This is a genomic window from Enterobacter cloacae complex sp. 2021EL-01169, assembly GCF_020733125.1.
Classification (GTDB): domain Bacteria; phylum Pseudomonadota; class Gammaproteobacteria; order Enterobacterales; family Enterobacteriaceae; genus Enterobacter; species Enterobacter roggenkampii.
Map to the genome: position 1 here is coordinate 109,442 of NZ_JAJFTC010000011.1, position 26,099 is coordinate 135,540.

The following is a 26,099-nucleotide window of genomic DNA, read 5'->3' on the forward strand; positions in this document are numbered from 1 at the left end:
GCAATGGTTCTGTCATTTTCATTTCGTAGACTCGCTCGCGTCTAACGCCTTGTAAATGAAGCTAATTATGAACCTAACGCAAATTTTTCGCCGTATTGCGCAGCGTCTCACTCCCCGTCACTTTGGCCTGCTGACAGGGATCTTTTGCATTATTGGCCTTTTCTCCGCGCTGCAGCTCTCCTCGTCATTCCTGCTTAACGCCTCCCTGAACGAAGCCCAGCGCAACGAGCAGCAAAACCTGCTGGCGTGGCAGCAGCAGAGCAAGCTGGATCTGGCCCGCGTCTCTCTGCTGGCGGCAAGCGATCTCCTTAACCGCTCCGGGGTGTGGTTTATGCAGGATAAAGAGACCGGATCCGACGGAAGCTGGCACAGCCTGATGGATGACGCGCAAAAGGCGCTGACGGTGTCTCAGCAGGCGTGGAAGGCCTGGCTGGCGCTGAATCCGCCGAAAGACGACGCGCTGGTGAACAGCTATCAGCTCTTCTACGGCGCGATCAACGAGCAGGCGGAAGGTCTGGTCAAAACCAATACCATCGACGCTTTTTTTGCCGTCCCGGCGCAGGCTTTTCAGACTGATTTTAACGACAACTATGCGCGCTACCAGCAGGCAAGCGAGAAGCAGGCCATGCAGGGGCGTCAGAGCCTCATGGCGCAGCTTTCTGACCTGCAAACGTTATTCCTGTTTGCCCCGTTGCTGTTAGTCGCCATTGCCGCTGTCGTCTGGTTCGGTATGTCCCGATGGGTGATTACGCCGCTGCGTCGGCTCATCGCGCATATCAACCGGCTGGCAGCAGGGGATCTCTCCGGCACGCCGCCGAACGTCATGCGCTTCAACCGGGAGATAGGGCAGCTTAGCGACAGCATTGCCACGATGCAGCACGGCCTGCAGCAGCTGGTGACGCAGGTCAGCCACGCCACGGCTACCATGGTGGAGAACATTGATTCTCTGGCGCAGGGTAACCAGAAGCTCTATCAGCAGTCGGCACGTCAGGCGAAAGAGCTTGAGGATGTGACGGCGCATATTGCGGCGCTGGAAAGCCACGTGGAAGGGAATACCGGCTATGCCAGACTCGCCAGCTCCCGGGCCGATGAAGCGCGCCAGGCAGCCGTGGGCGGCGACCAGATGATGTCGACCGTAAACGCGTCTATGCAGGCGATCGTTGACCGATCGTCTGAGATGCGCGGGATCGTGGCGATGATCGACAGCGTGGCGTTTCAGACGAACATCCTGGCGCTGAATGCCGCCATTGAGGCCGCCCATGCCGGAAATCAGGGGCGCGGGTTTGCCGTCGTCGCCCGGGAGGTTGGACTGCTGGCCAGAAAGAGCAGCCACTCGACGCAGACCATTCAGGAGCTTATCAACCGTTCACTGCAGGGTATCGAAGACGGTTCCCGCGCCGTCACCCTGATGGAAGAGAATTTGCAGCAGGTCACCGGTCTGGTGGGCAATTTGAGCAGTTTGCTGAATGAGATCTCCACCGCCACGCTCAGTCAGGGAGAGCGTATTCACCTGATGACGCGTCAGCTTCAGGCGCTGAACCAGGTCTCCCGTCAGACGGACCTGCTGGTCTCTGACGCCTCGGAGGCCTCTGAGCGGCTGCAAAAGCAATCCGATCTTTTATTGCAGGCCGTTTCGCGTTTTCGTCTTAGCGCCTGACGCAATACATAAGCCTCTGTTATACTCGCAGCCCGTTTTAGCCTGAGGGCAAGGAGCAAAGTGTGGCTGCGGTCATCCATAATGAGATGTTGGACGAGATTCTGGCGCAGGTTCGTCCGTTAATTGGAAAGGGGAAGGTTGCCGACTATATTCCGGCCCTTGCCTCGGTCAGCGGGAATAAGCTGGGTATTGCTATCTGCACCATCGACGGACAGCGATTCCAGGCAGGGGATGCAACAGAACGTTTTTCCATTCAGTCCATTTCGAAAGTGCTCAGTCTGGTTGCGGCGATGCGCCAGTATGAAGAAGACGAAATCTGGCAGCGCGTGGGTAAAGATCCGTCCGGCCAGCCTTTTAACTCGCTGCTTCAGCTTGAAATCGAGCAGGGTAAACCGCGAAATCCCTTTATCAACGCCGGGGCGCTGGTGGTCTGCGATATGCTGCAGAGCCGCCTCAGCGCGCCGCGTCAGCGAATGCTGGAGATAGTACGCCAGCTCTCGGGGGTTGACGACATTGCCTACGATCCTGTGGTGGCCCGCTCGGAGTTCGAACACTCTGCCCGTAACGCGGCCATCGCGTGGCTGATGAAATCCTTCGGCAACTTCCATAACGACGTGGCGACCGTCCTGCAAAACTATTTCCACTACTGCGCCCTGAAAATGAGCTGCGTTGAGCTGGCTCAGACGTTCCTGTTCCTTGCGCATCAGGGGCACGCGCCGCACCTCGATCAGGAGGTGGTTTCTCCTCTGCAGGCGCGCCAGGTCAACGCGCTGATGGCAACCAGCGGGATGTATCAAAACGCCGGCGAGTTTGCCTGGCGCGTTGGTCTCCCGGCCAAGTCGGGCGTGGGCGGCGGAGTGGTGGCGATTGTACCGCATGAAATGGCGATTGCGGTCTGGAGCCCGGAGCTGGATGAAACCGGAAATTCGCTTGCCGGTGTCGCGGTTCTGGAGAAACTGACCCAGCGTATGGGACGTTCCGTTTACTGATGTCTGACCTGGATCCCCTTTTTTCCCGTCTGGCGCGATCGACGTTTCGCTCGCGCTTCCGCTTAGGCGATAAGGAACGGCAGTATTGCTGGGACAAAGGCCCCGATACCATTGATCAGCATGCCGCTGATTTTGTCGAAAAGCGCCTTGCCCCTGCACAACCCGCGAATGACGGCAAACAGACGCCCATGCGCGGTCACCCGGTATTTATCGCCCAGCATGCCACCGCCACCTGTTGTCGGGGCTGTCTGGCGAAATGGCATAATATTCCTCACGGTGTTCAGCTCACCGCGCAGCAGCAGCAGTATATCGTCAGCGTGATTCACCACTGGCTGGTGCTCCAGATGAACGCCTAAATTTGACGAGTTATGATCCCGTTATATTTGTGTTATAGATTCATCCTAAGTGAGCGCCGATCGTGCTGACGACCGCAATAACTGCCGTAAGCTTTCATATGGAATGAAATTTAATGCGTTCTGCTCTTACCGCTTTCAGGCCGTTCCAGCCTGACACGCCGCTGCGAAATGCATCGACGATCTTTATCCTCACCACTTTGTTCTATTTTGTGGGTGCGGAATTACGTCTCGTGGAGGCCTTGTCGCTGTTCTGGCCCCTCAACGGCGTGATGGCAGGGATCTTTGCCCGCTATGTTTTTCTGAATCGCCTGCATTACTACGCGGTATCCTATGTCGCCATGCTGATGTACGACGCGGTGACGACCAACTGGGGGATAGCCTCCGTGGTGATCAACCTGTCTAACATGGTCTTTATCGTCGTGGTCGCCGTGCTGATTCAGCGTGACAGGCGGCTGATGAAGAAAACCCCGGATCCGCTTAACGCATTACGCCTGTTCAACTACTGCCTGATTGCCGCATTGCTGTGCGCACTGCTCGGCGCGGTGGGGTCGGTCGGGATTGACAGCCACACCTTCTGGCCGCTCTTTGCCGACTGGTTTAGCGAGCAGTTCTCAACCGGCGTGCTTGTTGTGCCGTGTATGCTCACGATAGGCATGCCCGTGCGCGAATTCAGGTTACGTCTGGAGCAGCTATTACCGGTTATTGCGCTGATCGTCTCGGTGGTCGCGTCAGTCGTGATTGGCGGCGCGGGGAGCCTCTCTTTTCCACTGCCTGCGCTTATCTGGTGTGCGGTACGCTACCCATTGCCTGTGACCTGCTTGCTGACGTTTGTCACGGGCGCCATTGAAATTATTCTGGTCGCCAATTCGGTGATTAATATTGCCGTGGCGACACCGCTGACCACCCCAATGATGTTTTCTGCCCGGCTGGGTATTGCCACGATGGCGATCTGTCCGGTGCTGGTTTCCGTCAGCATGGCGGCCATTAATTCTCTGATCCGTCAGGTTTCCCTGCGGGCGGATTATGACTTTTTAACGCAGGTTTATTCGCGTTCCGGGCTTTATGAGGCGTTAAAACACGAAGAGACGCACCGCCATTCGCGTTTCCTGACCGTTATGCTGCTGGATATCGATTACTTCAAAAGCATCAACGATAACTACGGCCACGAGTGTGGCGACCGCGTGCTGGCGTCATTCGCCCGGCAGGTTCAGCAGGTGGTCGGTGAAGACGGGATGGTCGCGCGTATGGGCGGGGAAGAGTTCGCGGTGGTGGTCAACTCTGGCGACGCTCGACACGGTTATGAACTGGCGGAACGTATCAGAACTACCGTCGCTAACCATCCTTTTACATGGCGTCAGCAAACGCTCTCTCTGACGGTCAGTATTGGCCTTGGAAGCGGGAAGGCGGAGGCATGGCAGTTAACCGAGGTCTTCAACAAACTCATGACCGAAGCGGACGATCACCTCTATCGTTCAAAAAAAGCGGGTCGAAATCGTACCAGCGCCCGGGTCGCGGACGAGCATATTACTGCCGCCACCGGGCATGAAACAGAGCTGCGTTAATCGTCATAAGGCATTGACGTGAATAGCAAGTGGCTTAACAGACTGTCAGAACACTGACAATGTTACTGTTTAAGCTACGCTTTTAGTAACGCTTTACGTCAGGAGACATTATGAAAGCACCTGCAACCCCTGAAAATGAAACAGACAGACTGAACTCGCTGCGCGAATCAGGTCTGCTTGAGATCGACAGCTCCCCGGCGTTTGACCGGCTTACGCGTCTGGCGAAGCGCTTCTTCCAGGTGCCGCTGGCAATGGTCAACCTCATTGATGAGCACTCGCTGATCGTGAAGTCGGCCGATGGCAAGGCGCCTGACACCGTTCCGCGTAATATATCGTTTTGTGGCCATACGATCCTCACCGAAGCACCGCTGGTGGTAGGGGATATGCTGCAGGACGATCGTTTTGCGGATAATCCGCTGGTGGCGGGTGAACCTCGCGTGCGTTTTTATGCGGGCTTCCCGCTGCGCCTGCGTGACGGCGCCAGCGTGGGCTCGCTGTGTCTGATTGATTACGCCCCCCGTGAGTTCTCGGCGGCCGATCTTGCCGTGCTGGGAGACCTGGGCGCGCTGGCAGAAGATGAGTTTGCCGCGATCAGCGCGGCGACCACGGATGAGTTAACCGGCTTATTCAACCGCCGGGGCTTTAATCAGCTGGTGCGGTTTACGCTTTCGGTTGCCCGACGCCGGGCGGAGCCGCTGACGCTCGGCTGGCTGGATTTGGATCGCTTTAAGGAGATTAACGATCGCTACGGGCATGAAGAGGGCGATAAGGCGCTTAAAGTTATGGCGCAGCTGATGCGCAGCGCTTTCCGTGAGGCCGATATGCTGGTGCGTTTTGGCGGGGATGAGTTCGCGGTGCTGTTCGCGGATACCGACGAGCAGGGCGCCTGGATAGCCATGCAGTATCTCGCCGAGCAGGTGGAAAGCTATAACGCCCGCAAGCTTCACCCGTGGTCGCTACACTTCTCATGGGGGCTCAGTGAATTCGATCATAACGGCAACGACCTGCAACAGTGGTTAAAAGATGCCGATGAAAAGATGTATGCCATGAAGCAGCAGCGCCAGCGCGCCCGGTGACATAATAAAAGCCTATGTCCGAACCGCTTGCGTTAATAAGTTGTTAAACCCAAAGTGAGCGTATTCAACGTAAGGAAAAACAATGAATACCTCACTGCAAATCAAAACCCTCACCCGGGAAGAGATCCTCATCCATCTTGATGCGCTGGCCGGGATCCTCGAAAACTGCGTAAACGGCGGGGCATCCGTCAGCTTTATGCTCCCTTTTAGCCTCGACAAGGCCCGTACTTTCTGGCGCGGTATTGCCGAAAGCGTCGCGCGAGGCGAGCGGCTGGTGCTTGCCTGCGTCGATGCGCAGGACGGGGTCATTGGAACGGTGCAGCTGATCGCAGACCAGCCGGAAAACCAGCCGCACCGGGCGGATGTGGCGAAGCTGCTGGTGCATGAAAAAGCGCGTCGAAAAGGGGCCGCAATGGCGCTGATGGAAGCGCTGGAGGCTGAGGCCCGGGCCAGAGACATTTCTGTGCTGGTGCTCGATACCTCCACCGGCAGCGGGGCCGAAACTTTCTACCTGCGTGCCGGCTGGCAAAAGGTTGGTGAGATCCCGCGCTACGCGCTGATGCCTGACGGCGCCATTACCGCCACCTCTGTGTTTTATAAGTTCTTATAATTATTTTGCACAACCGCACCGCGGATTGATCAAAACAGGGTTTCTGGTCGTTAAGTTTTGATAAGTTATCGTACCAATCTTATCAGGCTGTATGACTAATCATAAAAGGAACCCCCCTTGTGAACACGCTCAACCGTCGTGATTTTCCCGGTGCGCACTATCCAGAACGCATCATTCAGTTTGGTGAAGGCAATTTCCTGCGTGCGTTTGTCGACTGGCAAATTGACCTGTTAAACGAACATACCGATCTTGACGCTGGCGTGGTAATCGTTCGCCCGATTCAGAGCGACTTCCCGCCGTCGTTAAGCACCCAGGATGGGTTGTACACCACGATCGTTCGTGGCCTGAATGAGCAGGGCGAGGCGGTGAGCGAGGCCCGGCTGATCCGCTCCGTTAACCGGGAAATCAGCGTCTATGACGACTATGGCGCATTTCTGAAACTGGCTCACAATCCCGATATGCGGTTTGTCTTCTCGAACACCACCGAAGCGGGTATCAGCTACCACGCGGGTGACAGCGTCGACGATGCCCCTGCGGTGAGCTATCCGGCGAAGCTGACGCGTCTGCTGTTTGAGCGCTTTAGCCACTTCAACGGTGCGGCTGACAAGGGCTGGATCATCATTCCCTGCGAGCTGATTGACTACAACGGTGACGCACTGCGTGAACTCGTCTTACGCTATGCGCAGGAGTGGGCGCTGCCTGCCGCCTTTATGCAGTGGCTCAACGACGCCAACAGCTTCTGCTCGACGCTGGTTGACCGTATCGTGACAGGCTATCCCCGCGATGAAGCGGCCGCACTGGAGGCTGAACTGGGTTATCACGATGGGTTCCTCGACACGGCCGAACATTTTTATCTGTTTGTGATTCAGGGACCGGCATCTCTTGCGCACGAACTTCGTCTGGATAAGTACCCGTTAAACGTGCTGATTGTCGATGACATCAGGCCCTACAAAGAACGCAAGGTCGCCATTCTGAACGGCGCGCACACGGCGCTGGTGCCGGTCGCCTTCCAGGCCGGGCTGGATACGGTAGGCGAGGCGATGAATGATGCGGAGATCTGCGCGTTCGTCGAAAAAGCGATTTATCAGGAGATCATTCCGGTCCTCGATTTGCCGCGTAACGAGCTGGAATCGTTCGCCAGTGCGGTGACAGGACGTTTTCGTAATCCCTACATCAGACACCAGCTGCTCTCCATCGCGCTTAACGGTATGACCAAATACCGTACCCGCATCCTGCCGCAGCTGCTGGCAGGGCAGAAGGCGACGGGGCAATTACCGGCTCGCCTGACGTTTGCTCTGGCCGCATTGATCGCGTTTTATCGCGCGGAGCGTAACGGGGAGAGCTATCCGGTGCAGGATGATGCACGCTGGCTGGAACGTTATCAGCAGCTGTGGGCGCAGCACCGCGACCGGCAGCTTAGCACTCGTGAACTGGTGCAGTCGGTGCTCAGCGCACGCGAACACTGGGAGCAGGACTTGACGCAGGTAAGCGGTCTTGTCGACCAGGTCACGCTGGATCTGGATGCCATTCTGCTTAAGGGCATGCGCGCCGCGGTTAAACCGCTTTGCTAATGCATTCACCCGGCTTCGGCCGGGTTTGAATAGGCCCCATTTAGTTACAACATACTATGTGCTTTGTTTTTAAAAAGCACATGCAGCACCGTGCGAATTTCGCTAATCAGGGGAGAAAATGCAATGTCCCGTTAACAAGCTTGCAACGGTGACGGGGATCACGTTTAATAGCCTCGCTCTTTTCTTGCCTGAAACTCACTATGATCGTTCGTCCTAAACAGCACTGGCTACAACTGATTTTTGTCTGGCACGGTTCGGTACTTCCCAAGATCTATACCCGATTGCTGCTCAACTTCCTGCTCTCTATCGCCGTTATCCTGATGTTACCGTGGTATACCTCGCTCGGTATCAAATTTACCGTGGCACCATTCAGCATTCTCGGCGTGGCGATCGCTATCTTTCTGGGTTTCAGAAACAACGCCTGTTATTCACGCTACGTTGAGGCGAGGCTGCTCTGGGGGCAGTTGATGATAGCGGCACGCTCGCTGTTTCGCGAGGTAAAAAACACCTTACCCGACGATAAGCACCTCGGCGAATTTGTCCGCCTGCAGATTGCTTTCGCCAACTGTCTGCGCATGACCCTGCGCCGGGAACTGAACGCTGAGCAGCTCTCTCGTTATCTTGCTGCGGAGGATTTACGTAAAGTCATGGACGCCAACTCACCGGCGAACCGTATTTTGCTGATCATGGGGGAGTGGCTGGCCGTGCGGCGGCGAAACGGGCAACTCTCAGACATTCTGTTCCATAGCCTGAACAACCGTCTGAACGACATGTCTATCGTCCTTTCCGGCTGCGAGCGCATTGCGACCACGCCGGTGCCGTTTGCCTACACGCTGATTTTGCACCGCACGGTATATCTGTTCTGCATCATGCTGCCGTTCGCGCTGGTTGTGGACCTGCACTACATGACGCCCTTTGTCTCTGCGCTGATTTCTTATACCTTTATTTCGCTGGACACCCTGGCGGAAGAGCTGGAAGACCCGTTTGGCACAGAAGATAACGACCTGCCGCTGGACGCCATCTGCAACATGATGGAACGCGATCTGCTGCAGATGAACGATGAAGAGAACATTCCGGACAGGCTGATGCCGGATAAGCACTATCAGCTGACCTGACGGGCGTTCCACTCGTCGCGGGTAATCTCCCACAGCTCGGAGTCCAGCATCCCGCTGACGTAGGCTTTCTTCTCCGTTCTGATAAGCCGCATGCCGCTACTGTCCGAAATACGACGGGAGCGGCTGTTGGCGGCGGCCTTCGGGGCCCGCAAAACGGATTTGTTTAGTGTGTTGAACCAGTAATCCGTCGCCGCAATACTGGCTTCGCGCATATATCCGAAACCCTGAAACTCCGGCGCGAGCCAGAACCCGCGGTTGTTATCCTCGACGTCGTACAGGCAAATAATGCCCATCAATTCATCCGGCACCTCACGTCGCCGGATGCTCCAGAACCAGGCAATCCCTTTTGCCATATCCGGCAGCGCCACGTTGTTGACATAGTTTTCCGCGCCGTTATCCGGGTAGGGCCAGGGGACGGAAGAGACCATATAACGGACGATCTCCCAGCGCGGATAAAGCGTTTGTATCTGGGCGGCATCTTCGGCAACCAGCGGTTTCAGCAGTAAACGTTCTGTCGTGAGCGTCGGTATCGTCATGCGCGGATCTCCCTTTTTAGGCGTTATGCTTTTGTTTGCGTTCTGGTATTTTCATCTATATGACGTTCTGTTTAGTTGCGTTGTAACGTATTTACTACCAAAATTTTGCTCTGCTGAGCGTTCGACTACCATCAGATTAGTTGGGCTAACTTACCTACCCACATAAGGAATAATGTATGGTTTTGCCTGGAATGAATCCTGAGACCAATCTCCCCGGTTATGATTATGCGCGAATGGCAGGTTTAGGGGCTGCAGATTTCGATTTCAAAGCACTGGGGTAGAACTCACTCGACAACTTGGGCAAGTGGTAACAAGTGCCGCAGCATTGGCAGGAAGTGCGGTGAGCGGCGTTATTGCAGCGCCCAGTAACTTACCACGGACCGGTAAATACATTATCGGTACCATTCAGTCACTGGCGGTATTCTGATGAAGTTTTTGAGTTTGTTAACCGGACGGGTTTTCCAGGATCTCCTGCAACATGGTAAAGATATAGAGGAGGCTATTGCTCGTCGTGATACCCGCCTTCTGGATAATTCCACTCCCGAGCTGGAACGGTATTTTTCGCGACCCCTCAGCGAGCTTCCGCGTCAAAATCCTTACCCGGTAGCTATGCTGTTACCTCTGTTTTTAGTGGCGTTTGCGCTAAACCTTTTGCCTTTTCTCAGCACGTTGCAGGGTTTGTCACCTTTACATCATGCATTGAGCTTTTTCTTACCATCATTGACGATGACAGGCGCGCTCATTGTGACAAGCGTACTACTGGCTCGTGGAAAGACGTCGGGATTGTCGGGCTTTATGGCGTTGTTCATCATCCTGCTGATAACGACCCTCGTTCAGGTTCTACATGTCATGCTTTCTCATGATGGAAGCCTCTGGCCACACGTCATTGCATCTTTCGCGCTGTTACTTTGTCGGGTGGTGATGAACGGCAGCGGCTTTGTTCTGTTTACGCTCTATTGTCGTACTCAGCGTCTTGCCAGATTGGCACGGGAAATGCGGCTAAAAAGCCGTTAAAGGGGGAGGTTATGACATTACGAAAAGCCACGCCACAGGAAGCCGAAACACTCTGGAATATACGCAATCAGGCGATTCGTCACGGCTGTAAAACCAGCTACGACGCAGAGGTCATTGCGCGCTGGACGCCCGATCTGATGCCCGAACGCTATCGGCAGATGGTCATTGAATACCCTTTTTACGTGGTTGAAGATGAAAAGGGTGATGTTGCGGCAAGCGGCTATCTCGATCTGGATACTCATTGCCTGGAGGCGATTTTCACCTTGCCTGCAGCCTTCGGTAAAGGCATGGCGACCCGGATTATTGAGGCACTCAAATATGAGGCCCGTAGCCGGGGGATAACCCGCCTGACCCTCGATGCGACGCCTAACGCCCAGTCGTTTTATCAGAAGCTTGGGTTTGTTACGCTGAGAGAACATAATCATCATTCGCGTATGGCGGGGGCTGATTTACGCTGTTTTGAAATGGCAATTGACCTGTAATGTGAGGAAAACATGGCAGTTACGGTAAGACCTTTACGCGCAGAGGATTATTCCCAATGGCGACCGCTGTGGGATGGTTACACCCATTTTTATGATTGCTACCTCGAGGAATCCGTCACCGCAGCGACGTGGGAAAGGGCGCTCTCAGCGCATTCGTCGATGTTCTGCCGGGTCGTGGAGAAGGACGAAAAGATCATCGGTTTCGCAATGTGTGTTCTGCACGAAGGCACCTGGTCAACCGCGCCCATCTGCTACCTGGAAGATCTGTTTGTTGATGCTGCCGAACGCGGGGCGGGGGCCGGTAAGGCGCTCACTGACGCTCTGATTGAGGAAGGCAAGCGCGAAGGGTGGTCGAAACTGTACTGGGTCACCCGGGAGAACAATCCGGCGCGTAAACTTTATGACAAATATGGTGAAGCTGACGACTACGTCCGCTACCGTCTCTCCCTCTAAGACTTCAAGGCCTGTGTTTGTATCACACTGTATCAGCGTCCCGGATACATACACAGGCTTGCAATAAACCCGCTTTCGCACATATCCGCTATACATTGAGGTGTTGTGATATCCCCGTGAATTGTACTCAACCGGAGATACCAACATGTTCAGCAAACTTGCTTACTCAACCCTCGCACTGACCGTTTCGCTTGGCACCGTGATGTCCTGTCAGGCGGAAGCCACCGGCACGAATTTCGCGGCCGCCTTTGATCATCCCCAGCAAATTAACGCTGGCGATCTGAACGTCGGTTATGTCGACATTGGCCCGAAAGACGGTCAGCCGGTTATTTTATTGCACGGCTGGCCCTACGATATTCACAGCTACGCCGAGGTTGCACCGGCTCTGGCGGCAAAAGGTTACCGGGTCATTGTGCCGTCTCTGCGCGGCTACGGTACCACGCGCTTCCTGTCAGCAAACACACCGCGCAACGGCCAGCCCTCGTCGATGGCGAAAGATATCGTTAATCTGATGGATGCCCTGAATATCAGGCAGGCGGTATTTGCAGGCTATGACTGGGGCGCCCGGACGGCGGATATCGTCGCGGCGCTGTGGCCAGAGCGCGTAAAATCACTGGTGTCGGTGAGCGGGTATCTCATTAGCAGCCAGCAGATTGGCAAACAGCCGCTGCCGCCAAAAGCAGAGCAGCAGTGGTGGTATCAATTCTATTTTGCGACAGAGCGCGGTGCGGAAGGCTATGCCAAAAACACGCATGACTTTGCGCGCTTAATCTGGTCGCAGGCCTCGCCTGACTGGAAATTCAGCGACGCGGTCTTTAACGCCAGCGCCAAATCCCTCGATAACCCGGACCACGTCGCGGTGACGCTCAGTAACTATCGCTGGCGTTTAGGGCTGGAAAAAGGCGAGCGCAAATACGACCGCTACGAGCAAAAACTGGCCACGCTGCCGAATATCACCGTACCAACGATCACCATCGAGGGCGGCAACAACGGCGCGCCGCATCCGGCACCGCAGGCCTATGCAGCTAAATTTACCGGCAAATATGAGCACCGCACCTTCGGCGCAACCGTGGGGCACAATCCGCCTCAGGAAGATCCGCAGGATTTCGTTAAGGCGGTTATCGACGCGGACAAGCTGTGAAATGTGCTATTTTCAGTACGTTACCCTTCGGTCTGGAGAGTTCGGTGGAACATATTGACCACATCCTTGTCGTCGATGACGACAGGGATATTCGTGAACTGATTGTCGATTATCTCATTAAGTCCGGTTATCGCGCCTCCGGCGCGGCGAACGGCAAAGAGATGCGTGCCGTGCTGGATAAACAGCATATCGACCTGGTAGTGCTGGATATCATGATGCCCGGTGACGACGGCCTTACGCTGTGTCGAGAGCTGCGCGTCGGGAAGTATAAAGATTTGCCCATTCTGATGCTGACCGCGCGCAACGAGGAGACGGACAGGATCCTGGGGCTGGAGATGGGGGCGGATGATTACGTCGTGAAGCCGTTTGTCGCGCGTGAACTGCTGGCGCGCATTAAAGCGATTTTACGGCGTTTTCGCACAATGCCGCCCAATTTACAGGTAACGGAAGCAGGGCGGCTGGTGATGTTCGGTGAATGGCAGCTCGATACCGTCGCTCGCCACTTAATCGACCCGGAAGGGGTGATCGTCGCGCTCAGCGGAGCGGAGTATCGTCTGCTGCGCGTTTTCCTTGACCATCCGCAGCGCGTGCTGACCCGAGACCAATTGCTCAACCTGACGCAGGGGCGAGACGCCGAGCTGTTTGAACGCTCAATCGACCTGCTGGTTAGCCGGGTTCGCCAGCGTCTCAATGAAGATGCCCGCACGCCCGCCTATATCAAAACCGTGCGCAGCGAAGGCTACGTCTTTACGATGCCGGTGACCATCAAAGAGGTTAACGAATGACGATCTGGCCGCGCTCGCTGCTGGCCCGTTTGCTGCTCGTCGTGCTGGCCGGTCTGCTGCTGGCTAACGCCCTGAGCCTGACGCTGGTCATGGTTGAACGCATGCACAGCGCCCGCACGGTGATGCTCGGTAATCTGGAAAACGATGTCGCAACCAGCGTCGCCATTTTAGACCGCTTACCGGCCAGCGAACGCGCCGCCTGGCTGCCGCGGCTTGAACGAGGTAACTATCGTTATATCCTGGGCACAGGGGAACCCGGCGCAGCGCCGACGGATAAACGTTCGCAGGACGCCATCAGAACCTTAAAAGCGACGCTGGCCGCGCATTACCCGCTTAGCTTTACCGCCGTTCCTGGCGCCATTTCACATATTCAGGCCCACCTTACGTTACGCGATGGCGCGCCGCTGACCATTGACCTGATCCCGCGCATGCCGCCCGTCGCCAGCTGGCTCCCGGTCGTCCTCATCCTGCAGCTGCTCGTGCTGGCCGTCTGCGCCTGGATCGCCGTGCGGCAGGTGGTTCGGCCTTTTTCACACTTTACCCGCGCGGTGGATGCGCTGGATCCGGCGGCCAGCACGCCTATGAAGGAAAAAGGGCCGCTTGAGGTGCAGCGGGCAGCGCATGCCTTCAACGCCATGCAGGCGCGCATACAGTCTTATCTCCGGGAACGCGCGCAGATCCTGGCCTCGATTTCTCACGATCTCCAGACGCCCATTACCCGCATGAAGCTGCGCGTCGAAATGGCCGGAGAGCCTGAACTTCGCGACAAGCTCCTGAACGACCTTGATAATATGTCTCGTCTGGTGCGGGAGGGCATTGCGTATGCCCGGTCATCGGAATCACTGGAGGAGACGTCACTGAAGCTGGAGCTGAACGCCTGGATCAACAGCATCGCCTGCGATTATCAGGACATCGGTAAAAACGTGCACTTTCAGGCAAGCGAAACCCGCTTGCCCATCGTCACGCGGCCGCAGGCGCTTCGCCGGGTGATGACCAACCTGCTGGATAACGCCCTCAAATTCGGCGAGCGTGCTGCGATTGCGATAGACGTTTCGTCGGACAGCGAGGTCATTATTCACATTATTGACGACGGACCGGGAATACCCGAAGCCGAGCTGGAGGCGGTTCTGCAGCCGTTTTATCGGGTTGAAACCTCGCGTAACCGCGATACCGGCGGGACAGGACTCGGCCTGGCGATTGCCGCGCAGCTGACCGCACAGCTGGAAGGAAAACTCAGGCTGGCGAACCGCGCCGGGTGCGGACTGGATGTCGCCATTACGCTACCGCGTCGTTCGTAGAATTGTACGGCTTTGTATCTCCCGGCCTGGGCGATACAGAGCCAGACAAAACCCACGCGTTTACACATACCCTGAACACATCCGCACGATGAAATAGCCTCACTGCAGTGTCGCAGGACATGTCATGTGAGGTCACTATGTTTCTGGTAATCGCTTTTCTGGGCGGGATGATAAGCCTGCTCAGCCCATGTACGCTCCCGGTTATTCCACTCCTGTTCGCCGGTTTCCAGGGGCGGCGTCGGCATATTCTGGCCCTGCTTGCGGGGATGATCGTGATGTTCACCCTGGTGGCAATGGTCGTCACCGTCGCCAGCGAGTGGATAACAGAGGCAACCATTGTCGGGCGCTGGATCGCGCTCGTCATTCTGGCCACCGCCGCGCTGGCCTTGATTTTCCCGTCTTTCGCGCAGCGTATTGCGGGACCGGCCGTCAGCGCGGGAAATGTTCTCAACAGCCGCAGCGGGCAAACGCGCGGAATGGCATCGGCTTTTCTGGCCGGGCTAGCGGTTGGGCTGCTCTGGTCTCCCTGCGCCGGGCCTATTCTGGGCGCGATTTTCAGCATTAATATTGCGGGGCATTCGGCCATCGCCACAGGCGCACTGCTTGCCGCCTATGGCAGCGGATGCGCGCTGATGCTGGGTCTACTCGCGTTTGGCGGACGCTCGCTGATGGCACCACTGAGAGCAAAATCGGCGCTAATGGCGAAGCTGCGTCAGGGTGCGGGGGTGGCGATGTTAGCCGCAGTCATCCTGAACGCGACGGGGATGACTTCGCTACTGAAAGGGGCAAACGGCGTCGCGGACCGTCTTGAGACGGCGCTCTTGAATCTGGCGAAACCTGCCACCGCGCCGGTGAAGCTCCAGCCGGTAGTCATGACAGAGCCCAGCAGCCAGCTGCCTTCGCTAAGCGGTGGAACAGGGTGGATAAACGGTGACCCTGTCACGTCTGAATCGTTACGGGGAAAGGTTGTACTGATTGATTTCTGGACGTGGGACTGCATTAATTGCCAGCATACGCTCCCCCATGTGCGGGAGTGGGCCACAAAGTACCAGCCGCAAGGTCTGGTGGTGATTGGCGTTCACACCCCGGAATATCCCTGGGAGAAACCGCTGTCGTCGGTTAAAAATGCGGTGAATAAATGGCAACTGCCGTATCGGGTGGTGACGGATAACAACTATCAAATCTGGAATGCGTTCGGCAATCAGTACTGGCCAGCACATTACTATTTTGATGCCAAAGGGCAGCTGCGCTATACCGCCTTTGGCGAAGGTGACTATGAGCAACAGGAAAAGGTTATCCAGCAGCTGCTCAAAGAAGCCCGCTCATAATCGGATCAGGGCTGGCGTTGAGCCACGATAAACAACCTTGGAAAAGCCAGCAGTATCTGCCCGTTTTCCTGGAGCGGATACTGCTCTTCCAGCAGTTCATGGTAGCGTTTCAGGAACCGTTTCTGCTCGCTCTCGTTCAGTTCCTGAAGCCAGGGGCGCAGGCCGGTGGCGCTTACCCAGTCAATAATCGCCTGATGAGAGCTCATTTTGTGATAATAGGTTGTCCGCCAGATATCCACGTCACAGCCAGCTTCCGACAGAATATCGTAATAAGCGTGTACGCCCGGCAGCGGTTCGCGGCCACGATCTGGGTAGTCTTGCTCCAGCGCCACTTCACGCATCGCCACATGGGTGGGTTCCAGCCAGTTATCAGGCATCTGGACCGCCAGCACGCCATTTAGCTTAAGCAGGGAAACAAGATGCGGCAGGAGATCGTAATGGTCCGGAATCCATTGCAGCGACGCGTTGGCATAAATCAGGCTCAGCGGCTGGCCGGGCGTGTACTGACGAATATCGGCCTCTACAAAATGGCAATCTGGTAAGGCGGCGCGTGCTTCCTCGAGCATGGCAGGGGAGTTATCGACCCCGGTGATGTGAGCAGAAGGCCAACGATGCTTCAACAGCGCGGTGCTGTTTCCCGGTCCGCAGCCCAAATCCGCGATGGTAGCGGCCTCATCCAGAGGAACTCTGGCGAGCAGTTCTGCGGCCGGACGCGTTCTTTCTGCGCCAAATTGCAGGTAAAGAGAAGGGTTCCAGTCGGCCATTATCAATTCTCCGTTTTGCATGTTTCTGCAAGAATAGCACAGGCAGATGCCTGCAAAGCGGTAGTGGCGAGGGTGTTTGGCCAGAAGAAGCCAGCAGAGTCAGAAAATGAGGAGAGGTGCAAAAAATAATAAAAACGGCAATATTGCCCCTTAAAAGATTAAGGGGCAATACATTTATTGTAATTATTTTATGATTATTGTTTTTTAATATTTTATCGGCAAAGTGCTTCTTATGCTCTGTACCCGAAACTTTAAATATTAGATAATCATCGATGGGTATATCCCTGGTGTTTCGTAGGTCTTTGACCTCCTGGCCGCTTAGTTTTGCGAGAACTTCGTGGTCAGGTACTTTTTAAGTATAGGGAATATGCGGCACAATGAAAGCTGTCCTTAAAGACAGGTGATAATAGTTTCAGGTGTTATTATCAGGAACAAGAGCATGAATTCTGTCATTGAATTTTTTTTACACGACTACGATGATTTACCCTCAGCATTAGCGCGCGAACTTTACCGACTCCGGAGAAAAACGTTTCGGGACCGACTCGACTGGAAAGTGGAATGCGTCGAAGGTATGGAGAAGGATCAATTTGATTCCCATAACACGACATATTTACTGGGTATGTATGATGGACAGCTGTTATGCGGCGCACGATTTATTAACGCAACGCAGCCCACAATGATAAGCGAAATTTTTCATAATTATTTCGATAACCCCATTGTTTTTCCCGCAGATGTTCCTTGTTGTGAAGTGAGCCGTTTATTTTTAGATAAAGAAATACGAGATTCCGCAAGTCTGCATGGCGTGCCCGCCAGTAAAGCATTGTTTCTTGCAATGAATATTTATTGCATGAAGAACAAATATCATGGAATGTATGCTGTAGCCAGTCGTGGAATGTATGCCATATTTCGCCATGCGAACTGGAAAGTTGAAGTTATTCAGCGTGGTGTTTCTGAAAAAGGCGAGGTTATTTACTATATTTATATGCCCGCCAGCACCAGCATTATTGAAGACATTATTAGCAAAGACAAATCCAGTCACTGGCTTCGCGAAATGCTCGAGCACTTACGCCATTTATAACCAGTGGCTGAGGCTCAGTCCTCCAGTAACCGGAGTTCCGTTCCAAGTTTTATTGCGTGCCTTGCATTATTCACGCCGAGCTTTTTCATGATGTTGCCCATATGGAATTTAACGGTGCGCTCAGCAATAGACAATATAACAGAAATTTCTGCGTACGTTTTTCCGGCGCTGACCCATTTAAGGATTTGGCGCTCACGTGGCGACAGGAAAACATTCTTTTTCTGCTGATGCTGACTATACAGATTGAGTGTCTTCTGGTGTAACTGAACAAGGAAACGTAGAAAATGCGGCCGATATTTTTCAATGTCAATCCCAGAATGCTTAGGACTGATGACGGATAAGACAACAAGATTATTCAAATAGTCATGCAGAGGAAACGTCTGTCCCTGATAAATATCATACTGGACACTTTCGTCGAAAATACGCGTCAGGTTATAACCATCTGACAGGACAACATCACTTTCCCAGAAAAAATCTTCCACACAGCGCAAAGCCCGAATGATAACAGGGTCAATGAACTGATATTTTTTTTCAAGGTAGATAGTAAACCACTCTGGACTGTTATTGATTATCCTCATCTGTGAGGGATCTTTCTTGTTCATAATGGCGTAGGCGAAGACGATCCCTTTGAAGTCCTCAAAAAACGCGTCCAGCTCACTCTGAATTTGCGTATTGATCGTTAAGTCGTTGTAATATGTATCCTTCACGTGAGTTGCTGCCTCCTGTACGAGTGGAGGAGCAAGTATAATATGCTTCGTTATCTGTAGCGAGTCGCATTTTAATCCAGTCAACAGATAAGACAGGCTGCCTCAACTGGCAGCCTCGTGAACGTTTGGGATTTTTGAATGGTAAATGCAGATGACTTAGGGAATTGTTGATGTTTTTATCGAATTTCGAAATCGTTCACTAAATATAGTAGGCTGCAAAATTTAGGAGGTTTTACGCTTTTCCCCCAGGTTCATACAAATTGAAATCAGGATTTAAACCAGTGGGTTACAGAATGCCTTTCAGGGCAATATGATAAAGCAGCATGATGGTTTTACCGTCGACAATCCTGCCGGTTTCAATGCGGCGTAATGCCTCTTCAAGCGTCATTTCCAGCACGTCGATATCTTCTCCCTCAGCCTTGATCCCGCCGCCGGCGCCGGTTCTGTCTTTCGGCTGATACTCGGCAAGATAAAAATAGAGTTTTTCCGTGACAGAGCCCGGGCTCATATAGGCTTCAAAGATTTTCTCTACGCGCGTAACGTGGAATCCGGTCTCTTCTTCCGCTTCTGCTTTGATGCGACTTTCAGGATCCATGTTGTCCAGCAATCCCGCCGCCGCTTCAATTAAATCGTCCTCATGGCCGTTGATAAAAACAGGGAAGCGGAACTGGCGCGTCAGGATGACCGTCTTTTTCTCACGGTTGTAGAGAAGAATCGTCGCGCCGTTGCCACGGTCATAGACTTCCCGCTGTTGCCGCTGCCATTCGCCATCACGACGCTGCAGGTCGAAGGTGTATTTTTTAAGGATGTACCAGTTATCTGACAGGGTTTCACTGTTAATGATGCGCACATCTGCACGTTTTGATTGCACGATTGTTCCTCCTTACGTAGAGTAATACTCATAAACAGCAATATCATGCACTTTCAAGGTAAAACATGCAACATAAGGAAAACAGGATGCTCACTCGTCAGCGAAAACAATTGATCCTTGAAAAGCTGGGTGCCGAAGGTCAGGTCCAGTCAAAAGCGCTGAGCATTCTTTTCGACGTCTCTGAAGACACTATCCGGCGCGATCTCCGCGAGCTGGCGGCAGAAGGGCGTTTGCAGCGTGTTCACGGCGGCGCACTACCGTCATCTTCCGCAATTGCTCCGTTTGCCGAACGGCAATCCGTGAAGATGGATGCAAAAAAAAGGGTGGCCCGGAAAGGGGCCCTGCTGATTTCATCAGGCCAGGTGGTAATTATCGACGGTGGCACGACAACCTCGGAGCTAATTACCTTTTTCCCGCCTGACTTGCGCATCACCGTGGTGACGCACAGCCCGAGTATTGCTCTGGGGCTTGTTGATCATCCTGCCATTGAGGTGATTTTGATCGGCGGACGGTTGTATAAACACTCGATTGTTGCGGTCGGCGCGGGGGCCATCGAAGGCATAGAGAATATTCATGCAGATCTGTTCTTTATGGGCGTGACCGGTATTCATCCGGATGCGGGGCTGACAACCGGCGATTTCGAAGAGGCATGCATCAAACGTGCATTCTCCGGCAGAGCCGCGGAAACGGTCGTTCTGGCGTCTCCGGAAAAGATCAACACCGCGTCGTCGTTTGTGATTGGCGATGTATCATCAGTGAATACCATCATCGTTGAAGACGGTACAGATAAGGAGTGGATCCGCGCGGTATCGGAAAAGGGGGTATCCGTCGTGCTGGCCTCAGATCGTGACAGCCTCTGACAGCCAGCGACTGGCTGTCAGGATTTAGCTTCTAAATGACTTTCCGGCGCATGGCATACGGCTTCGATGTTATGACCATCAGGCGAGATGACAAAAGCGGCATAGTAATTTTCACCATAGGAACGTAGCCCCGGCTCACCGTTATCACGTCCGCCAGCGCCCAGCGCGGCATGGTAAAAATCATCTACCTGCTGACGGGTCTTGGCCACAAACGCCAGATGCAGAGGCGCCGGTTTGTCATTTGTCTGGAAAAGGCAAAGCGAAACGTCGCCAGAGCTCATCTCAACACCATAATCCGGCGCGCCTTCATCGATGAGTTCTACACCAAGCGGACGAAGCGCCTCGAGGAAGAAGGTTTTACTTTTTTCATAATCGCTGACGCCAAATTTCACATGATCAAACATTATCGACTCCTTGAAAGCGATAGAGAAATGAAGAGTATAGAAGGTGACAGGAGTCGAATATGAGCACAGGTGCGTCTATGTGACAGATATCTCGTTATATAGCAGACCGTTTCCGTCCAACAAATGTCCAGCGCAGGTAATCGTAAACCCAGTTAAACAGCATCGTGTACGGCAGGAAAAACAGTACCAAACCAATCTCAACAAAAAATGCCTCAGTCATCGTTAAATGCAGCATCACCATGGCCACAGGAATTAACGTGATGATAAGTCCGGCTTCGAAACAGGCCGCATGGAGCGCGCGGACGAGGAACGTTCTTTCAAACTGGTATTTTTTCTGAAGAGCGTCAAAGAATTTGTTAAACACAAAATTCCAGGCCGTGGCGGTAAGCGCGGATATCACGGACAGCGAGCCAGACTGGAGTACCGACACGTTCATCAGCCAGGCAAGCGACAGCGCGATGATAATGTTGGCCGTGACTTCAAAAATGACCGCGTGGAAAATCCTTTCTCTAAAGCTTTTATCTAATTCAATTTCCATAAGTTTACGGCAGCAGTGGGCAAAGGCTGAAGTATATCAAACGTCTTTCAACCATGTGTAAACGTAGACGTTGGGTCGTGCGGGGCCTCGACACAAATCATGCCTGAAAAGGTGGCTTCACATGATTCAATGGACCAGGTCAATCATGACCGCAGAAATGCAGATTTTGCCTCCACTTACGTTTGTCAAGGCTCAATTGAAATGTCCGTTATCCAGCTCAATTAAAATGACCACTTTGATCTCTCATTCTCTTTACTGATAGACTTGGCTTTGTTGAATAAATCAGATTTCGGGTAAGTCTCCCCCGTAGCGGGTTGTGTTTTCAGGCAATACGCACGCTTTCAGGCATACCTGCTTTCGTCATTTTGTTCAGCGCTCGTACCAGGGCCATAGCCTCCGCAACCTGACCATCGTAGTCACGCAGCGTCAGTGAACCCCCGAACAGCTGTTTTACCCGGTACATCGCCGTTTCCGCTATCGAGCGACGGTTGTAATCTGTTGTCCATTTCCACCGCGCATTACTCCCGGTCATTCGCTGATTAGCCACTGCACGGTTACGGTCTGCATATTCACCGGGCCAGTAACCCGCACCTTTTCGGGGTGGGATAAGCGCGCTGATTTTCTTACGCCGCAGTTCATCGTGACAGAGCCGGGTGTCGTAAGCGCCGTCTGCCGATGCTGCCCTGATTTTTCTGTGAGTCTGCCGGATAAGACCCGGGAAGGCTTCTGAGTCCGTCACATTGTTCAGCGACAGGTCTGCACAGATGATTTCATGTGTGTTGCTGTCAACTGCCAGATGCAACTTTCGCCATATACGACGGCGTTCCTGGCCATGCTTTTTGACTTTCCACTCGCCTTCACCAAAGACCTTCAGCCCGGTGGAATCAATCACCAGATGCGCGATTTCACCCCGGGTGAACGTTTTGAAACTGACGTTAACCGACTTTGCCCGCCTGCTGACACAGCTGTAATCCGGGCAGCGTAGCGGAACGTTCATCAGAGAAAAAATGGAATCAATAAAGCCCTGCGCAGCGCGCAGGGTCAGCCTGAATACGCGTTTAATGACCAGCACAGTCGTGATGGCAAGGTCAGAATAGCGCTGAGGTCTGCCTCGTGAAGAAGGTGTTGCTGACTCATACCAGGCCTGAATAGCTTCATCATCCAGCCAGAAAGTTATGGAGCCACGGTTGATGAGGGCTTTATTGTAGGTGGGCCAGTTGGTGATTTTGAACTTTTGCTTTGCCACGGAACGGTCTGCGTTGTCGGGAAGATGCGTGATCTGATCCTTCAACTCAGCAAAAGTTCGATTTATTCAACAAAGCCTCATGATGCAAATAAATCCGGTCATCGCAAAAGCCATTAATGGCATATAGGGAAATGTGTCATTCATTTTCTGCATTTTGCAATACCGTTAATGTTTAATTAAGCCTGCCAGGTGCGCAGGCTTAGCGCCTAATAGAGTAGATCGTTAGTCAATTAAAGTGCCATGTTCAGTATTGTTTCCGCCACTTCAGCAGTAATTTTTCCATGTTCACCTAATGCGATGTGCCCATGTTCTTTTAACTTGCCGATAACAGCTGAAATATCTTCCGCGCCCAGACCATAATCAGAAAGTCGGGTTTTAACGCCCATCAGTTCAAAAAATTCCACGGTGGCATTGATAGCCTCATCGGCCATTTTTTCGCTATCAGACTCAGGAATATTCCAGACACGCGCACCGTACTGAGCCAGCTTTTCTGCTTTTTCCTTTTTGCACAAGCGCCATAGTGCAGGCATAACGATAGCGAGGGTACGGGCGTGGTCGATTCCGTATAATGCAGTAATTTCCTGGCCAATCATGTGAGAAGCCCAGTCAGTTGGGACACCTGCGCTCAACATTCCATTCAGGGCCATCGTCGCAGCCCACATGATGTTAGCTCTGGCGTCGTAGTTCTGTGGATTTTTAAGGGCTACTGGGCCTTCTTCTTTCAGCGTGCTCAGCAGTCCTTCCGCCAGGCGATCCTGCACCTTAGCGTTAACCGGGTAAGTAATGTATTGCTCAAGAACGTGGACAAAGGCATCAACAACCCCGTTTGCGGTTTGTTGTTCAGGCAGCGTGTAGGTCATTTCCGGTTCGAGCACTGAAAATTTCGGCATAACGTAAGGGGAGGTGAAAAAGAGTTTATCCTGGGTGGTCACCCGATTAATCACCGCCGTGTTATTCATCTCTGAACCCGTGGCCGCCAGGGTCAGCACGCATCCAAAAGGGAGAGCTTGTTTCACCACGCCGCCATAACTCTTGACGATCTCCCATGGATCATTTTCGTAGAGGGCTGCGGCGGCAATAAATTTAGTCCCGTCGATCACTGAACCGCCGCCCACGGCCAGAAGAAAATCAATTTTTTCTGTTCTGACAATCTCAACGGCTTTCATCAGGGTTTCATAATGAGGGTTTGCTTCTACACCGCCAAACTCATAAACCAGGGTGTTTGTCAGGGACTCTTTTACGCGTTTCAATATACCGTGTTTTATAACGCTGCCCCCGCCATAGACAATCATGACCTTTTTACCCTGCGGGACTTCTTGTGCTAACGCAGAAATTTGATCGCGACCAAAAAGAATTTTTACCGGATTATGATAGATAAAATCTTGCATAATGATTACCTCATTTTCAGAATTAAAAGCCGTCACTACAACGAGGACATATTCACGTCGTGGAATATAAAGTACCATTTTGAATTTTATTTATTAATCAACATAAATTTCACTTACTTGTGAAATTTATTTGATAATTAATGACAGACTGGTACGCTGACGTCTCCAGTAGGGACCGAGGAGGAGGAATCGTGTGGATGAATTAAAGGTTTTTTTAACAGTGGCCAGGCTGAAAAGCTTTACCAAAGCCGCAGCTGAAATAGGTGTGACACCCTCAGCCATCAGCCACACGGTGAAATCTCTTGAGGAAAGGCTTGGGATCCGCCTGCTGGCCAGAACCACCCGCAGTATCTCCACTACGGAAGCAGGTGAAAGGCTCATTAACGAAGTTGGCCCGTTAATGGAACAGGTTGATGATGCTATTAGTCGGTTGAGTGAGCTTAGGGAAAAACCCACTGGCGTCATACGCCTCACGGCGGCAGATGATGTTATCCAGTATTTGATCCGTCCTGTATTACCGGACTTTCTGAGTCGCTACCCAGATATTCAGATTGAAATCGGCATTGACTATGGATTTACAGATATTGTTGATCAGCGTTTTGATGCCGGGATTCGTCCGGGCGATGTTCTGAATAATGATATGATTGCCGCAAAAATAAGCCAGAACTGGCGCCAGCTTGTTGTTGCTGCACCAGATTATTTTAAGCGTTATGCTAAGCCCAGGAAGCCGCAGGATCTTTTGAACCACAACTGCATTAACGTCCGCTATTCTGATACGAGTGGATTGTACGCCTGGGAATTCGAGAAAGATGCTCAGAAATTCAGTCTGAAAGTCAAAGGGCAATATATTGCGAACAGCACGATTCATCAGCTCGATGCAGCATTAGACGGGCTGGGGATTGCCTATATTCCCGAGTATGTTGCAGATGGATATATCAAAAGCGGCAAGCTGATTGCTGTTCTGACCGAGTGGTGTCCATATTTTGACGGCTACCATATTTATTATCCTCACCGCCGACAGGATTCTCCTGCGTTTATGGCTTTTCTGCAACTTTTGCGCGACAGGTACAATAATGGAATAAGATAAATTTATGAGTAAAGGATTATGTCCACGATAAGCACCTGGGTCGATTCCTGGGAGGCGGCCATGAGGGTAGGGAAGCGCCGTCCCGTCAAGTCAGCGTAATGCTCTGCCAGTGTTACAACCAATTAACCAATTCTGATTAGAAAAACTCATCGAGCATCAAATGAAACTGCAATTTATTCATATCAGGATTATCAATACCATATTTTTGAAAAAGCCGTTTCTGTAATGAAGGAGAAAACTCACCGAGGCAGTTCCATAGGATGGCAAGATCCTGGTATCGGTCTGCGATTCCGACTCGTCCAACATCAATACAACCTATTAATTTCCCCTCGTCAAAAATAAGGTTATCAAGTGAGAAATCACCATGAGTGACGACTGAATCCGGTGAGAATGGCAAAAGCTTATGCATTTCTTTCCAGACTTGTTCAACAGGCCAGCCATTACGCTCGTCATCAAAATCACTCGCATCAACCAAACCGTTATTCATTCGTGATTGCGCCTGAGCGAGACGAAATACGCGATCGCTGTTAAAAGGACAATTACAAACAGGAATCGAATGCAACCGGCGCAGGAACGCTGCCAGCGCATCAACAATATTTTCACCTGAATCAGGATATTCTTCTAATACCTGGAATGCTGTTTTCCCGGGGATCGCAGTGGTGAGTAACCATGCATCATCAGGAGTACGGATAAAATGCTTGATGGTCGGAAGAGGCATAAATGCCGTCAGCCAGTTTAGTCTGACCATCTCATCTGTAACATCATTGGCAACGCTACCTTTGCCATGTTTCAGAAACAACTCTGGCGCATCGGGCTTCCCATACAATCGATAGATTGTCGCACCTGATTGCCCGACATTATCGCGAGCCCATCTATACCCATATAAATCAACATCCAGGTTGGAATTTAATCGCGGCCTCGAGCAAGACGTTTCCCGTTGAATATGGCTCATAACACCCCTTGTATTACTGTTTATGTAAGCAGACAGTTTTATTGTTCATGATGATATATTTTTATCTTGTGCAATGTAACATCAGAGATTTTGAGACACAACGTGGCTTTGTTGAATAAATCAGATTTCGGGTAAGTCTCCCCCGTAGCGGGTTGTGTTTTCAGGCAATACGCACGCTTTCAGGCATACCTGCTTTCGTCATTTTGTTCAGCGCTCGTACCAGGGCCATAG

General features: G+C 52.7%; 28 protein-coding genes. 18 read left to right on the forward strand and 10 right to left on the reverse strand.

Annotated elements, in window-relative coordinates:
* The first annotated feature begins 67 nt into the window (after positions 1-67).
* The 8 genes from LLF79_RS20900 (at position 68) to LLF79_RS20935 (ending at position 8,936) form a co-directional block, all read left to right on the forward strand.
* On the forward strand, positions 68-1,657 hold the full coding sequence (locus LLF79_RS20900) for a methyl-accepting chemotaxis protein (RefSeq protein WP_025911134.1): 1,590 nt from the start codon (positions 68-70) through the stop codon (positions 1,655-1,657).
* A gap of 62 nt (positions 1,658-1,719) precedes the next feature.
* A complete protein-coding gene (gene glsB, locus LLF79_RS20905) occupies positions 1,720-2,646 on the forward strand; it encodes a glutaminase B (protein ID WP_008503201.1) in 927 nt (308 codons plus the stop codon).
* The gene (locus tag LLF79_RS20910; RefSeq protein ID WP_021242499.1) at positions 2,646-3,002 is read left to right on the forward strand and encodes a DUF4186 domain-containing protein; all 357 of its coding nucleotides are present in this window, start codon (positions 2,646-2,648) and stop codon (positions 3,000-3,002) included. The genes glsB and LLF79_RS20910 overlap by 1 nt, the downstream gene beginning before the upstream one ends.
* A 113-nt stretch (positions 3,003-3,115) precedes the next feature.
* Positions 3,116-4,564 (forward strand): GGDEF domain-containing protein, encoded by a 1,449-nt coding sequence (locus tag LLF79_RS20915; protein WP_021242498.1) that lies wholly within the window; start codon positions 3,116-3,118, stop codon positions 4,562-4,564.
* A gap of 110 nt (positions 4,565-4,674) precedes the next feature.
* Entirely contained in the window at positions 4,675-5,640 is a 966-nt protein-coding gene (locus tag LLF79_RS20920) for a sensor domain-containing diguanylate cyclase (RefSeq protein WP_021242497.1), read from the forward strand.
* Between the two features lie 82 nt (positions 5,641-5,722).
* Positions 5,723-6,250, forward strand: coding sequence for a GNAT family N-acetyltransferase (locus LLF79_RS20925; RefSeq protein ID WP_063435471.1), 528 nt, complete (start codon positions 5,723-5,725; stop codon positions 6,248-6,250).
* Positions 6,251-6,369: 119 nt separating this feature from the next.
* Positions 6,370-7,821 carry a tagaturonate reductase gene (locus LLF79_RS20930; RefSeq protein WP_227880340.1) on the forward strand — a complete coding sequence of 484 codons (1,452 nt, stop codon included), beginning with the start codon at positions 6,370-6,372 and terminating at the stop codon, positions 7,819-7,821.
* Positions 7,822-8,021: 200 nt separating this feature from the next.
* Entirely contained in the window at positions 8,022-8,936 is a 915-nt protein-coding gene (locus tag LLF79_RS20935) for a bestrophin family protein (protein WP_023292420.1), read from the forward strand.
* On the opposite strand, the gene LLF79_RS20940 is transcribed toward LLF79_RS20935, so the two are convergent.
* The gene (locus LLF79_RS20940; protein WP_023327471.1) at positions 8,924-9,472 is read right to left on the reverse strand and encodes a GNAT family N-acetyltransferase; all 549 of its coding nucleotides are present in this window, start codon (positions 9,470-9,472) and stop codon (positions 8,924-8,926) included. The two genes, LLF79_RS20935 and LLF79_RS20940, sit on opposite strands and share 13 nt — an antisense overlap.
* Before the next feature lie 426 nt (positions 9,473-9,898).
* Between LLF79_RS20940 and LLF79_RS20945 the strand changes: the two genes are divergently transcribed.
* From LLF79_RS20945 to LLF79_RS20975, 7 genes are all read left to right on the forward strand, one after another.
* Positions 9,899-10,486, forward strand: coding sequence for a hypothetical protein (locus LLF79_RS20945; protein WP_023292418.1), 588 nt, complete (start codon positions 9,899-9,901; stop codon positions 10,484-10,486).
* A gap of 11 nt (positions 10,487-10,497) precedes the next feature.
* A complete protein-coding gene (locus tag LLF79_RS20950; protein WP_227880342.1) occupies positions 10,498-10,968 on the forward strand; it encodes a GNAT family N-acetyltransferase in 471 nt (156 codons plus the stop codon).
* A gap of 12 nt (positions 10,969-10,980) precedes the next feature.
* Positions 10,981-11,421 (forward strand): GNAT family N-acetyltransferase, encoded by a 441-nt coding sequence (locus tag LLF79_RS20955; RefSeq protein ID WP_227880344.1) that lies wholly within the window; start codon positions 10,981-10,983, stop codon positions 11,419-11,421.
* Positions 11,422-11,566: 145 nt separating this feature from the next.
* On the forward strand, positions 11,567-12,562 hold the full coding sequence (locus LLF79_RS20960; protein WP_047748920.1) for an alpha/beta fold hydrolase: 996 nt from the start codon (positions 11,567-11,569) through the stop codon (positions 12,560-12,562).
* Positions 12,563-12,606: 44 nt separating this feature from the next.
* Complete coding sequence (locus LLF79_RS20965; RefSeq protein WP_063453379.1) at positions 12,607-13,347, forward strand: response regulator; 741 nt, start codon at positions 12,607-12,609, stop codon at positions 13,345-13,347.
* The gene (locus LLF79_RS20970) at positions 13,344-14,645 is read left to right on the forward strand and encodes an ATP-binding protein (RefSeq protein ID WP_227880347.1); all 1,302 of its coding nucleotides are present in this window, start codon (positions 13,344-13,346) and stop codon (positions 14,643-14,645) included. Before LLF79_RS20965 ends, LLF79_RS20970 begins: the two co-directional genes overlap by 4 nt.
* 137 nt (positions 14,646-14,782) lie before the next feature.
* Positions 14,783-15,973, forward strand: a complete 1,191-nt coding sequence (locus LLF79_RS20975) for a cytochrome c biogenesis protein/redoxin (RefSeq protein WP_227880348.1) — start codon at positions 14,783-14,785, stop codon at positions 15,971-15,973.
* Between the two features lie 5 nt (positions 15,974-15,978).
* Here LLF79_RS20975 and tam read toward each other — a convergent pair whose 3' ends face one another.
* On the reverse strand, positions 15,979-16,737 hold the full coding sequence (gene tam, locus LLF79_RS20980; RefSeq protein ID WP_008503216.1) for a trans-aconitate 2-methyltransferase: 759 nt from the start codon (positions 16,735-16,737) through the stop codon (positions 15,979-15,981).
* A gap of 439 nt (positions 16,738-17,176) precedes the next feature.
* Here tam and LLF79_RS20985 point away from each other — a divergent pair, with 439 nt between their 5' ends.
* The gene (locus LLF79_RS20985) at positions 17,177-17,815 is read left to right on the forward strand and encodes an acyl-homoserine-lactone synthase (RefSeq protein ID WP_039025063.1); all 639 of its coding nucleotides are present in this window, start codon (positions 17,177-17,179) and stop codon (positions 17,813-17,815) included.
* Positions 17,816-17,829: 14 nt separating this feature from the next.
* On the opposite strand, the gene LLF79_RS20990 is transcribed toward LLF79_RS20985, so the two are convergent.
* Together LLF79_RS20990 and LLF79_RS20995 are read right to left on the reverse strand one after the other, a co-directional pair.
* Complete coding sequence (locus LLF79_RS20990; protein ID WP_008503218.1) at positions 17,830-18,522, reverse strand: LuxR family transcriptional regulator; 693 nt, start codon at positions 18,520-18,522, stop codon at positions 17,830-17,832.
* 286 nt (positions 18,523-18,808) lie between these two features.
* Complete coding sequence (locus tag LLF79_RS20995) at positions 18,809-19,393, reverse strand: NUDIX domain-containing protein (protein WP_023292410.1); 585 nt, start codon at positions 19,391-19,393, stop codon at positions 18,809-18,811.
* Positions 19,394-19,479: 86 nt separating this feature from the next.
* Here LLF79_RS20995 and LLF79_RS21000 point away from each other — a divergent pair, with 86 nt between their 5' ends.
* Positions 19,480-20,253: a DeoR/GlpR family DNA-binding transcription regulator gene (locus tag LLF79_RS21000; RefSeq protein WP_227880349.1), complete on the forward strand. Its 774-nt coding sequence runs from the start codon at positions 19,480-19,482 to the stop codon at positions 20,251-20,253.
* A gap of 17 nt (positions 20,254-20,270) precedes the next feature.
* Here LLF79_RS21000 and LLF79_RS21005 read toward each other — a convergent pair whose 3' ends face one another.
* From LLF79_RS21005 to LLF79_RS21020, 4 genes are all read right to left on the reverse strand, one after another.
* A complete protein-coding gene (locus tag LLF79_RS21005; RefSeq protein ID WP_045354045.1) occupies positions 20,271-20,657 on the reverse strand; it encodes a VOC family protein in 387 nt (128 codons plus the stop codon).
* A gap of 94 nt (positions 20,658-20,751) precedes the next feature.
* Positions 20,752-21,195, reverse strand: a complete 444-nt coding sequence (locus LLF79_RS21010) for a PACE efflux transporter (RefSeq protein WP_063418584.1) — start codon at positions 21,193-21,195, stop codon at positions 20,752-20,754.
* A 322-nt stretch (positions 21,196-21,517) separates the two neighbouring features.
* Positions 21,518-22,486, reverse strand: a complete 969-nt coding sequence (locus LLF79_RS21015; protein ID WP_022652343.1) for an IS5-like element IS903B family transposase — start codon at positions 22,484-22,486, stop codon at positions 21,518-21,520.
* 185 nt (positions 22,487-22,671) lie between these two features.
* Positions 22,672-23,829 carry an iron-containing alcohol dehydrogenase gene (locus LLF79_RS21020; protein ID WP_021243026.1) on the reverse strand — a complete coding sequence of 386 codons (1,158 nt, stop codon included), beginning with the start codon at positions 23,827-23,829 and terminating at the stop codon, positions 22,672-22,674.
* Between the two features lie 193 nt (positions 23,830-24,022).
* Between LLF79_RS21020 and LLF79_RS21025 the strand changes: the two genes are divergently transcribed.
* On the forward strand, positions 24,023-24,916 hold the full coding sequence (locus LLF79_RS21025; RefSeq protein ID WP_012695469.1) for a LysR family transcriptional regulator: 894 nt from the start codon (positions 24,023-24,025) through the stop codon (positions 24,914-24,916).
* Between the two features lie 136 nt (positions 24,917-25,052).
* On the opposite strand, the gene LLF79_RS21030 is transcribed toward LLF79_RS21025, so the two are convergent.
* Both LLF79_RS21030 and LLF79_RS21035 read right to left on the reverse strand, forming a co-directional pair.
* Complete coding sequence (locus LLF79_RS21030) at positions 25,053-25,868, reverse strand: aminoglycoside O-phosphotransferase APH(3')-Ia (protein ID WP_012695470.1); 816 nt, start codon at positions 25,866-25,868, stop codon at positions 25,053-25,055.
* Between the two features lie 160 nt (positions 25,869-26,028).
* The coding region (locus LLF79_RS21035) for a hypothetical protein (RefSeq protein ID WP_223349232.1) at positions 26,029-26,099 on the reverse strand (71 nt) is incomplete at its 5' end.

Bases quoted from the DNA above. Each gene is read 5' to 3' on its own strand.
- LLF79_RS20900 (WP_025911134.1), top strand. From the start codon at position 68: ATGAACCTAACGCAAATTTTTCGCCGTATTGCGCAGCGTCTCACTCCC.
- LLF79_RS20910 (WP_021242499.1), top strand. From the start codon at position 2,646: ATGTCTGACCTGGATCCCCTTTTTTCCCGTCTGGCGCGATCGACGTTT.
- LLF79_RS20915 (WP_021242498.1), top strand. From the start codon at position 3,116: ATGCGTTCTGCTCTTACCGCTTTCAGGCCGTTCCAGCCTGACACGCCG.
- LLF79_RS20985 (WP_039025063.1), top strand. From the start codon at position 17,177: ATGAATTCTGTCATTGAATTTTTTTTACACGACTACGATGATTTACCC.
- LLF79_RS21010 (WP_063418584.1), bottom strand. From the start codon at position 21,195: ATGGAAATTGAATTAGATAAAAGCTTTAGAGAAAGGATTTTCCACGCG.
- LLF79_RS20925 (WP_063435471.1), top strand. From the start codon at position 5,723: ATGAATACCTCACTGCAAATCAAAACCCTCACCCGGGAAGAGATCCTC.
- LLF79_RS20970 (WP_227880347.1), top strand. From the start codon at position 13,344: ATGACGATCTGGCCGCGCTCGCTGCTGGCCCGTTTGCTGCTCGTCGTG.
- LLF79_RS20920 (WP_021242497.1), top strand. From the start codon at position 4,675: ATGAAAGCACCTGCAACCCCTGAAAATGAAACAGACAGACTGAACTCG.
- LLF79_RS20955 (WP_227880344.1), top strand. From the start codon at position 10,981: ATGGCAGTTACGGTAAGACCTTTACGCGCAGAGGATTATTCCCAATGG.
- tam (WP_008503216.1), bottom strand. From the start codon at position 16,737: ATGGCCGACTGGAACCCTTCTCTTTACCTGCAATTTGGCGCAGAAAGA.
- LLF79_RS20960 (WP_047748920.1), top strand. From the start codon at position 11,567: ATGTTCAGCAAACTTGCTTACTCAACCCTCGCACTGACCGTTTCGCTT.
- LLF79_RS21020 (WP_021243026.1), bottom strand. From the start codon at position 23,829: ATGCAAGATTTTATCTATCATAATCCGGTAAAAATTCTTTTTGGTCGC.
- LLF79_RS21005 (WP_045354045.1), bottom strand. From the start codon at position 20,657: ATGTTTGATCATGTGAAATTTGGCGTCAGCGATTATGAAAAAAGTAAA.
- LLF79_RS20950 (WP_227880342.1), top strand. From the start codon at position 10,498: ATGACATTACGAAAAGCCACGCCACAGGAAGCCGAAACACTCTGGAAT.
- LLF79_RS20940 (WP_023327471.1), bottom strand. From the start codon at position 9,472: ATGACGATACCGACGCTCACGACAGAACGTTTACTGCTGAAACCGCTG.
- LLF79_RS21000 (WP_227880349.1), top strand. From the start codon at position 19,480: ATGCTCACTCGTCAGCGAAAACAATTGATCCTTGAAAAGCTGGGTGCC.
- LLF79_RS20935 (WP_023292420.1), top strand. From the start codon at position 8,022: ATGATCGTTCGTCCTAAACAGCACTGGCTACAACTGATTTTTGTCTGG.
- LLF79_RS20975 (WP_227880348.1), top strand. From the start codon at position 14,783: ATGTTTCTGGTAATCGCTTTTCTGGGCGGGATGATAAGCCTGCTCAGC.
- LLF79_RS20945 (WP_023292418.1), top strand. From the start codon at position 9,899: ATGAAGTTTTTGAGTTTGTTAACCGGACGGGTTTTCCAGGATCTCCTG.
- LLF79_RS21030 (WP_012695470.1), bottom strand. From the start codon at position 25,868: ATGAGCCATATTCAACGGGAAACGTCTTGCTCGAGGCCGCGATTAAAT.